Source organism: Candidatus Ancaeobacter aquaticus, from assembly GCA_030765405.1.
Classification (GTDB): Bacteria; Auribacterota; Ancaeobacteria; order Ancaeobacterales; family Ancaeobacteraceae; genus Ancaeobacter; species Ancaeobacter aquaticus.
Window position 1 is genome coordinate 21,747 of the sequence record JAVCCP010000042.1, and the last position, 11,521, is coordinate 33,267.

10 protein-coding genes are annotated in these 11,521 nt (G+C 37.5%); all 10 read right to left on the reverse strand.

Annotated features, from left to right (window positions below):
* Positions 1-77: 77 nt before the first annotated feature.
* Entirely contained in the window at positions 78-1,283 is a 1,206-nt protein-coding gene (locus P9M13_05325) for a glycosyltransferase family 4 protein (protein MDP8262706.1), read from the reverse strand.
* Positions 1,283-3,610, reverse strand: coding sequence for a glycosyl hydrolase family 65 protein (locus P9M13_05330; GenBank protein MDP8262707.1), 2,328 nt, complete (start codon positions 3,608-3,610; stop codon positions 1,283-1,285). The genes P9M13_05325 and P9M13_05330 overlap by 1 nt, the downstream gene beginning before the upstream one ends.
* Before the next feature lie 12 nt (positions 3,611-3,622).
* Positions 3,623-3,823, reverse strand: coding sequence for a mechanosensitive ion channel (locus P9M13_05335; protein MDP8262708.1), 201 nt, complete (start codon positions 3,821-3,823; stop codon positions 3,623-3,625).
* Positions 3,795-4,091 (reverse strand): hypothetical protein, encoded by a 297-nt coding sequence (locus tag P9M13_05340; protein ID MDP8262709.1) that lies wholly within the window; start codon positions 4,089-4,091, stop codon positions 3,795-3,797. Before P9M13_05340 ends, P9M13_05335 begins: the two co-directional genes overlap by 29 nt.
* Positions 4,092-4,212: 121 nt before the next feature.
* On the reverse strand, positions 4,213-4,407 hold the full coding sequence (locus tag P9M13_05345) for a hypothetical protein (protein MDP8262710.1): 195 nt from the start codon (positions 4,405-4,407) through the stop codon (positions 4,213-4,215).
* A 15-nt stretch (positions 4,408-4,422) separates the two neighbouring features.
* Positions 4,423-5,430, reverse strand: coding sequence for an MBL fold metallo-hydrolase (locus tag P9M13_05350; GenBank protein ID MDP8262711.1), 1,008 nt, complete (start codon positions 5,428-5,430; stop codon positions 4,423-4,425).
* 228 nt (positions 5,431-5,658) lie between these two features.
* Positions 5,659-6,795 carry an AAA family ATPase gene (locus P9M13_05355; GenBank protein ID MDP8262712.1) on the reverse strand — a complete coding sequence of 379 codons (1,137 nt, stop codon included), beginning with the start codon at positions 6,793-6,795 and terminating at the stop codon, positions 5,659-5,661.
* A 116-nt stretch (positions 6,796-6,911) separates the two neighbouring features.
* On the reverse strand, positions 6,912-8,126 hold the full coding sequence (locus P9M13_05360) for an ATP-binding protein (GenBank protein ID MDP8262713.1): 1,215 nt from the start codon (positions 8,124-8,126) through the stop codon (positions 6,912-6,914).
* A 394-nt stretch (positions 8,127-8,520) separates the two neighbouring features.
* Positions 8,521-9,108 carry a hypothetical protein gene (locus P9M13_05365; GenBank protein MDP8262714.1) on the reverse strand — a complete coding sequence of 196 codons (588 nt, stop codon included), beginning with the start codon at positions 9,106-9,108 and terminating at the stop codon, positions 8,521-8,523.
* A gap of 125 nt (positions 9,109-9,233) precedes the next feature.
* Complete coding sequence (locus P9M13_05370; protein ID MDP8262715.1) at positions 9,234-11,267, reverse strand: hypothetical protein; 2,034 nt, start codon at positions 11,265-11,267, stop codon at positions 9,234-9,236.
* Positions 11,268-11,521: the final 254 nt, after the last annotated feature.

An 11,521-nucleotide genomic window follows, 5' to 3' on the forward strand; every position in this document is an offset into this window, starting at 1 on the left:
CATATTGATGAGATATATGACAATAGATATTCTCGCATACATTTGAGAACCAATGAATTATATGAAATACCGCTTAATTATTTTTTCTTCTTCTTTTTTCTATCTCTCAAAACATTTTCGTATACACGAACCGTATCTTCAGTTACTTTTTCTTTTGTATACTGAGACATTACCATCTGTCTTCCGGTATACCCCAGACGTTCTTTCAAGCGTTTATCTTCAAGAAGCGTATTGATTTTTGCAGCCATTATTTCAAAATCTCTTATCGGAATAACAAATCCATTTATACCATCTTTTATAATTTCCGGCATTCCGCCTGCTCGAGTAACAATGATCGGGCGCTCTGAGGCCATTGCTTCAAGCATGGTAAGGCCAAATGGCTCTGATGCCGTTGATGGATAGAGAACTACTTCCGTAAGTGCGTATATTTTCTTCATTTCGTCTAGAGAATAAAAATCGATCATAATATGATCTTCAAGTTTAAAATGCTTTATGAGATTTACAAAGTAGGCTATATCTTTTTGCTGTGTTTCTCCCCAATCAACGATATTCTTTGACCCTGCTAAAACAAGAAGCGCATCGGGAAACTTTTTTCGCACAATTTGAATTGCTTTAATACTTGTATCGCACCCTTTTGCCAAGCCCATTCTCGCAGGATGAAATATAATGCGTCTTCCTTTGAGTCGTGGGAATTTCTTAAGGATATTTCCCGGTTTTGTGTTCGGAGAAAACCTATTTTGATCAAGACCATGATGAACAACAGTAATGTCCCTGTCATCTATTCCGATACCGATAATTTCTCTTTTTATAAAATGACTTACCGCAATAATATGATCCCATTCGACTTTATGAGTTAATTCAAGAAACAAATTATCATCCCATACATTGTGTGCGGTAAGAATGAGTGGGACATTGCGTTCATTTGCAACACGCTTGAGTGTCATAACATGTACTTCACTAAAATAGTGCATATTATGCGCATGAATAATATCAGGTTTCATTTCTTTGCAAAATGATGAGAATAATTCATACAGCTCATCTTCAAGCGCATCTAACCCTCTTTTATAGAGCCAGTTTAAATCCATAAGAGGCGTCCTTAAAACAGTAGCGCCATAATAATCTTCCCTATCTTTTGCTCCAGCTACAGAACCGGTAAGTAAGCTAACGCTATGGCCCATTTTTACCAACTCAGGAAGAATAACGGTAAGATGTGTTTCAACGCCACCAATGATCGGTGGAAATGCCCAATGCAAATGCATAATATGTAATAATTTCTTTTTCATTAGTAATAATACTCCTCATTTGATTTAAGGTTTTTACGTGTGAAGATATGGACTTTATTAGGTTTTATTTGTACACGTTTTCCAAATATACCTATCTCTATCATTTTTTTATCTTTTGTTCCTATACGTACTTTAATAAGATTATTCGTCAATTCTAACTTTACAGTATGATGCTTCCATGAAACGGCAAAACACATTTTGCTCCATGATCGAGGCATGCGAGGATTTATTGACAGCGTTTCTTTAAAAATTCCAACCCCACCAAAACCGTGCACAAGAACCTGCCAGGTCCCACCGAGTGATGCCGCATGTATCCCTTCTTTTGTATTACCGTAGGAATCGCTAATATCCGTTCTGAGGGCAACATTAAAAAGATCGTACGCGCGTTTCATGTCCCCGACTTCGCAGGCAAGAAGCGCATGCATAGAACAACTCAAAGAAGATTTATGCAATGTTTTTGGTACATAATAGTTGTAGTTCTCTTTTTTTGTCTTGAGATTAAAAACATCATCCAATAAGCACAAGAGCATAACAACATCAGCCTGTTTCACATACTTGGTTTTATCTAAATCTTCGGCTTTATATCGCGAGGGAAGAATCGGCATGCCATTTTCATCCGTTTCTTCTACCTCAACATTCTTCAGTTTATAATATCCTTCAAACTGCTCGATGATATTTGTTTTTTTATTGATATTAAAATACAGCCCACGAGCGACTTTACCCCATTCACGCACTTCTACATCTTTTAATTTTAGTTTTTCTTTTAATGTCTTGGCCACTTTTTTGTTATTTTTTAGGGCTTTATACATTCTTGCGGCGGTAAGGAGATGCCACTTTACCATCATGTTCGTAAACGCATTATTGTTTACATCAACATGAAATTCATCCGGTCCTATAACATTATTGATATCATAACGTTTTTTGCGTTTATTATACTGCGCGCGGGACACCCAAAACCGTGCGGTTTCAAATAGCATTTCATACCCGTAATGATTCATAAACTCTTCATCACCGGTCACAACATAATATTTATATAATGCATAGGCGATATCAGCCGTTATGTGTATTTCATAATCATGCGTATGAATCTTAATGACCGTTCCATCAAAATCGCGAGCCCACTCAGGTGTTTGTTCTTCTCCGGTACGTGCTGATTCCCACGCATAGCGAGCACCCTTAAAACCATCTCGCTCGGCAATCTCACGTGACACGTCAAGTCTCCGATAACGATACATCAGCATATTTTTGGCAATATTAGGAAACTTAAAAAGATAAAAGGGCATATTGAATATCTCAGCATCCCAAAAGATATGGCCTCGATATCCTTCTCCGCTTAATGTTCGTGCGCCAACGCTTGAAAACCCACTATCGTAGTGGGCACATATCAGCATATGATAAATATTAAACCGGATTCTCATCTGCAAATGTTCTGTTGCAAACACTAAAACATCGGCTTTTTTCCATGTACGTTCCCATGCCTTGATATGATTTGCGGCAAGTGTCGTAAAATTACCGTGAAAAGCATTGTAAAACACCTTGAATGTTTCTTTTCTGTAACTCTCACAGTCATGCTTATACGGAAAATGTTTTATACAAAATATCTTTGTGAAAGTAACCGTCTGATTTTTCCTTAATTTAAGCCTAAAAATATTATCTTTTGCATACACTTTCTTCCCATCTTTTTCATAGTAGAAACCGCTCCAGAAAACTATTGTATTATGCTTCTCCATAGTGTCCACGGTGAGATACCCTGCTTTATGAGATGTGCCAAGTTCTTTTACTCTAAAATGTTTTTTACTCCCCTCACTTAAGATCTCAACATTATCCACCGATGTATCAATTCCTGTATTAATATCTAAAACACACGCACCATCAAGCGGGGTTAGCGTCATTTGCATAACACCGATATGTTTATTATGCATTGATACAAACCGCACAGATTGATAGTCATACCGTCTTTTTGTTGTATCACTGTACATTGTTTGACGGAGAAGCATTCCCTTCTTCATATTAAGAACACGGGTGTGGTCAGTAACATCCATTGCATAAAGATCGAGTTTCTCTCCTTCAACGGTGAATTTAAAATTGATCGGATTGGGCAGATTAACAAGCTCATCCACTTGCGAAGCCATCTTGTCATAGAGTCCGGAAAGATAGGTTCCTGGCTGCGCTCCATGCGGAATTTCTTCCAAGACACCCCGCATACCGAGGTATCCGTTTCCAAGTGCGAATTGAGATTCACGAACAGCTTGAAGTTTGGTCACCCATTCAGATTCTCTGATATTCCACGTTTCGTCATCCCCATAACATGAATAGATATTCTTCATACGAGACCCCCCTCAAGATTCATTACTATTTTCTTCTGCAAATGTGTAGTTTACAATTTTACTCTTACTAAGATCCTGGTTTGGCATAATAATAATCGCCTTATCGTCATCAAAAACGAACTTACTGCGCCGAATACCAATATCTTTTACGACAACATTCTCTCCCGAAAGAAGCCTGATCCTGTCACCTACCCGAAACGGCCTGTCGATCATTATCAAAAGATGTTTGTGTTTTTAACGCAATATTCTCGTGATACCAACTCGCCACAGCTTTTAAAACCTTTTGCAGAATATATGCGCCAAAAAGGATGAAAAATGTCGTCTCATATCTTACCAGTTCAAGCTGCAGTTCATTAGAAAGCAATCCATAATACTCTATTTTATAATATATATATGAGGCAATTAATAATACGAGTATACATCCCGGTAGTATTAATTCCTTGATGATCTTACTACTCATTGATCGTTTACTATCTGCCATTAAAAGACCTCTTTATATGTAGAAAGTATAGCATATAAATATAATTTAATCTTTAAATTAAACAAAAAAAAGGGCATATTCAGAAAAAATGAATATGCCCTTTTACACCCGTTATTTAATGTTATCCGCCAATATATTGCCCTACCATATCTAATAATTGTTGCATCTGGAAAGGTTTTGGAAGAAACCCACAGTTTGGGATATTTCTTACTTCATTAGTATCTTGCCCGTGAACATAACCGGTAACAAAAATAATAGGAATATTTTTTGTTCGCTCATCTTTACGTATAAAACGAGCGGCACCAATACCATCCATTTGGGAATACTATAATCACTGTTTATTATTTACATGAGAAGCATCGTTGATCGAAACACGGTATTCTTGAAAGAAATCCAAAGTGATAATGTCTATCTCTGGGTCAAAAGCCTTTACCTTTTCACAATAGGTATAAAAATCCATTATCGGCCAGGTCATAACACCGGATGAATATGACTCAAAGAAATTGTCATAGTGTGAAGGAAATAAAATACGCGGCTTGGTTGCCTGTAACAATTTTTCAACAAAGCCTTCGGTATGGGTCATAACATTTGATATGACAACGTCGGACTCAACACCTACCATCTCATCATCATTGAATTTCAATCCCGAGATCACAAAAAAACGAAATCCATCAATGGATACATGATAGCTAAGCGTATCTTTACACACATAATCACCTACTCTAAGTAGTGGACGCAGTGTATCCCTAACCTGATCTCCGTAAAACGGTTTATGAAACAACACAAGTCCGTGTTCTGCAAATGCCACTTTAATACGCATATTCCCGAGTGTGATTTCATCACCGCTTTTCACTTCGATTATCTGGCTTTCAGGAACCTTACATATGCGCAGCAGTTTCGCACAAATAACAGATCCAATAACTTTAGCGCCTGTATTGAGAGCTATATCAGGAACATCCATAAAGTGATCAAAATGAGTATCAGTGACAAAAATATAATCTACTCTTGGAAACATCTGTTCTATAAGTTTTTTGTTTGGCTTTAATGGTTCGATAAATAACGATATGAGCGGCACACGGGTAACATAGGGATCAAAGAGCAGTATCATATCTGCTTTTTGCACTTTAAATCCAGCGGTACCAAGCCATTGAAAGCTGACCTCATTATCGGAAAGCGGTGTGTTATATACTTCTTTAGATCGTTTTTCAAGGTGTGAATCAGTTATATCGCCAAATGGCACAAACGGGATAAACAGCATGCACGATACAACTGCTATTTTCTTTATGTAGTCACGATACATAATAATTAAATCCCCAATAAGACACTTCGTGTCATTCATTTTTTTTATGTGCAATCAAACTGTATTCATTTGAGGTTTATCTGATTTTGTAGAAAATAGTAACCGATCACTATTGTAATTACGTTGTAACTATTTGCTTGTTAACAAGTTTAAAGGAGTGTCCCGATTTATTTCTTCAACGCAGGCTAAAGACCTGCGGCTACCGGTTTTGTAATAAAATCAAATTCACAATTCAAGACCCCTTTTTCTTTATCCAATATTACATATTCATGCCAGAATATTTGGGAGCTCCTTTAATGTCTTCTCTAAGGGAAGAACTTCTATTCTATCTTCTCTCATTAAACGTTTTCCGCCGTAGATAAAGTAAGCTTTTGCAATAGGATAATCTCTCAGAAAAGATTTCAAGCCACTCAACATATGACTTTTAACTTTACCTGTACGTTTAATTTCAAATGCAAGGATACCTCTTTTTCCATATAACACAAAATCTACTTCCATATTATTTGACGTTCTCCAATAATATATGGTATACCCCAAATCAAGTGCATCATTAATCGCAATAAGCTCCTGTAAAAATAGTGTCTCAAATGCAATGCCTTCTACTTCTTCAGGCATATCAAGCGGCCCCATTGGTCGCAACGTACGATAAACTCCAACATCAAAAAAATAAAATTTAGGATGCGAAACTAAACGACGTTTTGCTTTTTTCGTGAAGACAGGCAATCTATATGCTATCAATAGATCTTCTAGTATTGTAAAGTAGTTTTCGACAGCTTTTCGTTCAACTGCGCAATCCCGCGCGACAGTTGCAACATTTAACACACTCCCCTGAGAAAAGCTAGCAGCTTCAAGGAATCTTGAGAAGGCACTCAAATTTCTTGTAAGCCCCTCCTGACGTATTTCCTCGTCCAAATACGTCCTTACATAACTTTCCAGATATCCTTTGGGGTCAGATTCCGTACATGCGCATGGCAGATGCCCATACAATAGAGAATGACTTATATCAAAATCTCTTCCCAGTTCAATAACCGTAAAAGGATGCAAAGCACATGTTAAAGCACGTCCCCCAAGCAAATTCACCCCATGGCGTCTTAATTTTCTGGCACTTGATCCTGTTAAGATAAATTTATATTTGTACTTTTCAATTAATCTATGGACTTCATTTAAAAGTTCAGGGATTTTTTGAACTTCATCTATAATAATGTACTCTTTAAAATTTTTTGTTATAAAATTTTCTAGCCTTTGCGGGCTTGCTAAAAGATCATTGTATATTTCGGCTTCCAAGAGATCTATGTAAATCGCCTTTGGAAACGTAGACCTCACCCACGTTGTCTTACCAGTCCCACGAGGACCAAATAAGAAGAAACTTTTCTCTTTTTGATATTTAATTATTCTGGAATACATAACTCCATTTTACATATATATATGGAGTTGTCAAGCCTATTTTACATGTTTTGCGAAAATAATCCTAAATGGTTGCAGCAACCATTTATATCAGCATAAAAGCTGTGGGTGTCAGATCATGATATCATACAGGAAGGAATAACATCATTTTCTCTATCAATCGGTATACGTCGAGGAGATAATGATACTATTGCTCCCTTTCCAACACCGGAGAACCTTTCTCTGAAATACGAAATATTCTTCAAGTCCCTTTTATGAAAAGCAGAAGCCAGTTTAATTTCAACAGGAAAAAGTATATTGTCCCTCTCAATCAATACATCGATTTCATGTCCCTCTTTGTCACGATAATAATATATCGGAGCCTCCTGTCCATGATACCAATAACTTTTTATTATTTCCGTTACAACAAAGGTTTCATAAAATGCACCCACCATAGCTCCATGATATAATGTTTCCGGAGTTTTCCATCTTGTCAAATACGCGGCAAGTCCGGTATCTAGAAAATACAGCTTGGGACTTTTGATCATTCTTTTCGATATATTTTTGTAATACGGCTCAAGTAAATAGATTTGAAAACTGGCAGTTAATATGTTTATCCAGTCCTTTGCGGCATTTACTGAGATATCCGCATCACGTGCTAAATCACTATAATTTAATAATTGACCCGTTCGAGCTGCACACAGCTGCAGGAACTTATGGAAGGAAGATATTTTTGATATATGGAAAATCTCCCTCAGATCTCTGTCTATATACGTCTGTAAATAAGAATTATAAAACACGTCCAAGGGAGGATGATTTTTGTGGGTTAAAAGTGGAAACGAGCCCCGGTGAATAATCTTAAACAACTTTTTCACATCTATAGGTTTCTCGTTGAGATTTTTCGCTGATGGGGTAAAAGGACTTTTATTGCCTGGTAATTGTCTATCCTCAGCCACAGAGAAACCAAGTAAATTAACAATGCCAATCCTACCCGCTAAAGATTCCTTCACATTTTTCATTATTGAGAACTGCTGTGACCCTGTTAACCAGTACCGGCCATTTTTATCTGTATTATCAACGTTAATCTTTATATAAGGGAATAGCTGCGGAGCATATTGCACCTCATCTATTAACAAAGGTGCCGAATAATTTTGCAGAAACAATTGAGGGTCTTCCTGTGCAAGCTTTCTTATGGAAAGATCGTCTAAAGACACATAGTTCATGCCAATTGTTTTAGAAAGATGTTTTAACAGAGTCGTCTTGCCAACCTGGCGAGGACCCGCAAGATAAAGAACTTTACAGCCCTTATGCAGTTTAACAATAATATCTTCTAAATATCTTCTTTTATACATATGGCCAATTTACTTTATAAACGCAAATTAGTCAAGCTTTTTATGTATAAATATTTTACACCATCCACTTTATTCATAAACTAATTATCCCATATTTATTAAATAGTCATGGCAATCTTTCTTCTACCCATTATTTTTATACTTCCCTCTTTGATCGCTTTTTGCCATCTTGCCTTATCAAGCATTGTGAGTAATTTTTCTTTTTGATTACTCCGCGGTCTTTCTCGTGCAGTTCGCCCCTTAAAGGTGCTCTCTAATCGAGCCCTCTCCTAAATGGTTGCTGCAACCCATTTACACACACACCCACCGCGGCGATGTAAGCTAAGATTGCGCATAGAGGGCGGCAGAAATGCCGCCCTCTATGCGCAATGGTCGCTGCTGTTATTTGTGTGTATTATTCTATTCTGTCGATCACATCTTGATTGATCGTAATATCGGCGTTTGATCTTAACTCATCAATAAATAGTCTTACTGTATCAACCCGTTTTTGCATAAGCAGGCTTTCCCGTATACTGTCTTTTGTTTTCATAAATTTTTTATCAATATATGATTGAGCCTGACCTTTTGAAATACCAAATTCATCCGGATTTTTATCAAAATATTCTTTTACTTCAACATCACTCACCACAGCATTATCACTAACTTCCTTCTTCAAGTACCACTCGGCAATAAGCTGTTTTTTGATCATCTTAAGGGAACTAAGAACATCACTATCATTTTCATATCCCTTCTTAATGGCATTTTGATAGAGAATCTCTCTGTCAACAATATCATTAACTAAACCGGTTTTTTTGTATTTAATAATACTCCTAAAATCGCCGGGGACACTGTCGATAATATTATTTACCTGTTTTACCGTAATAACCGTATCATTAACTTTTGCAACAGTTTCATTAGGACCAGATTTTTCTTCCGCATACGATATAACAGCAATCGATAAACATACTCCTATAAAAAAAAGTTTCGCTGCAATCTTTATCATAATTCCTCCTTTTTTAATGAGACTCAAAAGACCACTCGCTAAAAGCATAGCGGCTTTTGTTTGTCGCCCTCAGGAAACATGTGATGTTTCCTAGCATTAAATCCCTATCCCTTGCGGGGTAAAAGTTATTCCGTATCCGCTTTTTCCTGTGGCAAAAGGCGCAAAACATCATCCGCAGGTTCATTTGATTTGGCCGTTTCCATCGTCTTTTTCACTGCTTTTATAAGAGCTTCGTCTTCAGAATTATAAATCACACTTATTAATTCTGAAACAAAGGTATTCGTAAAACTCTTTTCTTTAACATTAATATCCCACAACTTCTTCAAAATATCTATACCCTCTCTATTATATTGAGGGTCATTCATTTGTATTAAAAGCTCGGCAAAGCTCAGCAATTGGTCGGGATCATCCTCATTTTTCATATCCAGAACAGCTCCATTTAATATTGTCCTGCCAATTTGTTCCATGTCTTTATCCCGGCTATTCATAAGAAGCCCCGCATAATCGCACCTCTCAAACACACTGTCATTTTTTATACTATTCCTACAGCTATTAACACCCTCTTTTGCTGTATTAGAAACCTCCGGATCCCTAAAAAAGGCAGCACCATCAACAGCTTCCAAAATAATATCTTCGGGTTTCGCACCACTTGCAACAATTTCTTTAAATGCGTTTTTCCATAGTTCCATAGCCTTCTTTTTGATCTTTTCGTCATCCTTGAAACCAACAAACCTTTTAGAAAGCCCTACTATTTCAACATAATCCCCTTTAGCAGTGAGCTTTTCAGCAATTTCGGTATACCCTTCGATCCCCAGCGATTGCAACGCTTCTGAATCAGAATTAATAAAATCCCATGATAGCGACTCAATATCCTGCGCATTATTATCTCTAATGGCCTCTTTAAATATATCAGGCGCTTGCTTTTCAAGAAACTGTTTGGATGACTCTCCAAAAAACACCGCTTTTTGTAAAACCGCTACTTTTTGCTGTATATCTATTTTTGGTTCTATTTTTAAAAGTATGTTCATCAATTCAAACGCATATTTTTTTCCTTCATCACCGGGAAGAGCACCCACAAACTCAGCAACCATCTCAATACCATGCGGATCCTTTGCCTTTACATATGAGGCCCCAAGTGTCCGCCACATTTTAAAAAGACTTGACCTGGCATCATCATCAGTCGAATACGCAAGCGGCATTGTCATTTCGGCAATGTCCTCAATCGGCACATCTTCCTTAACCGCTGTATCAACAAAAGAAAACATAACTTCTACCGCCTTTTTCTTGTCCTTACCATACAGCTGGCCAATAAAACGTATCGCGGCCTCATTATTTTTCATCTCGCGTGCATCATCAATAAACATCATAAGATCTTTTTTAGAAAAAATATTGTAGCCAAAAGACTCATATTCCAACGCCGTATCAAGCTTTTGGCTCTTATCCTTAGCAAGTGATAAACGTGCCTGAAATCCTGCCTGCGCACCGTCATAATCAGCGTTAAAAAACATATCACGCGAAAGATCAGTTATTATCCCGATATCTTTTCTCTTCTTCGCTTCTCCCAAAAGATACATCATACCGCTATGCCATGACTCTCTTTCGCTCGGCAGCACTGCCAGTTTCTTTATAACTCTCGAGACCGTATCAAAGGCATTTTTCTTTATTGCTTCTTTGACAACACACCCGTAAATAACTCCCGCACCAGGATTTGTATTTTTATCAAGATCGTCAGCAAGCTTTTCTTTATCTTTTATGTCAGGATACGTTGCGGCAATGGCTTTAAATCCTGAATCTGATATTTCTTTAAGCCCATAATATCGAAGCTTGTTGGCGGCATTAACAACATTTGAGGTATCCTTGCTTGCCAACGACTTTTTAAGTGTTTCATATGTTTTCACAACATCATTTTTTTCGTTATCCAAAAGAGGAAGCACTTCAATATCAGAAATAGTGATCGCAGAGGGTAAAACATCTTTTCTTGTCAGCTTTGACGGCAACACAACTTGATAGTTTTTTCCTTTAACTGACAACGCAGCCGGTTGAATTGCTTCTTTCCCGCCAGATTTCCATTCCTCTTTTGAAAGAAATAACGTGACCAATACAACCCCCGCTAAAACAGCTATGCCAATACCAACTCCAATAGACATATTCTTTTTCATATAACGCACCTAACTTTTTAAAGGTTTATACTAATGTTTTACCTCATAATGCAGCGTATATTATAGCATATACACCTATTTTATTCCACGTCTTTCCCCGCCTTCACCGCCCCGATAAATCGGGGCGGTGGCGAAGCGGGCATAGAAAAGGACGGCATTTCAGCCGCCCTTCATCATTCTTTTCTTTCACCGCGTCCTCACCCTTCACCGCGTAGGTGGCACGCAGTGACTCCTGCGCGGTGGCGAAGCCGGGT

Coding starts and splice junctions, on each gene's coding strand:
- P9M13_05325 (MDP8262706.1), bottom strand. CDS start 1,283: ATGAAAAAGAAATTATTACATATTATGCATTTGCATTGGGCATTTCCA.
- P9M13_05330 (MDP8262707.1), bottom strand. CDS start 3,610: ATGAAGAATATCTATTCATGTTATGGGGATGACGAAACGTGGAATATC.
- P9M13_05335 (MDP8262708.1), bottom strand. CDS start 3,823: ATGATCGACAGGCCGTTTCGGGTAGGTGACAGGATCAGGCTTCTTTCG.
- P9M13_05340 (MDP8262709.1), bottom strand. CDS start 4,091: ATGGCAGATAGTAAACGATCAATGAGTAGTAAGATCATCAAGGAATTA.
- P9M13_05345 (MDP8262710.1), bottom strand. CDS start 4,407: ATGGATGGTATTGGTGCCGCTCGTTTTATACGTAAAGATGAGCGAACA.
- P9M13_05350 (MDP8262711.1), bottom strand. CDS start 5,430: ATGAATGACACGAAGTGTCTTATTGGGGATTTAATTATTATGTATCGT.
- P9M13_05355 (MDP8262712.1), bottom strand. CDS start 6,795: ATGTATTCCAGAATAATTAAATATCAAAAAGAGAAAAGTTTCTTCTTA.
- P9M13_05360 (MDP8262713.1), bottom strand. CDS start 8,126: ATGTATAAAAGAAGATATTTAGAAGATATTATTGTTAAACTGCATAAG.
- P9M13_05365 (MDP8262714.1), bottom strand. CDS start 9,108: ATGATAAAGATTGCAGCGAAACTTTTTTTTATAGGAGTATGTTTATCG.
- P9M13_05370 (MDP8262715.1), bottom strand. CDS start 11,267: ATGAAAAAGAATATGTCTATTGGAGTTGGTATTGGCATAGCTGTTTTA.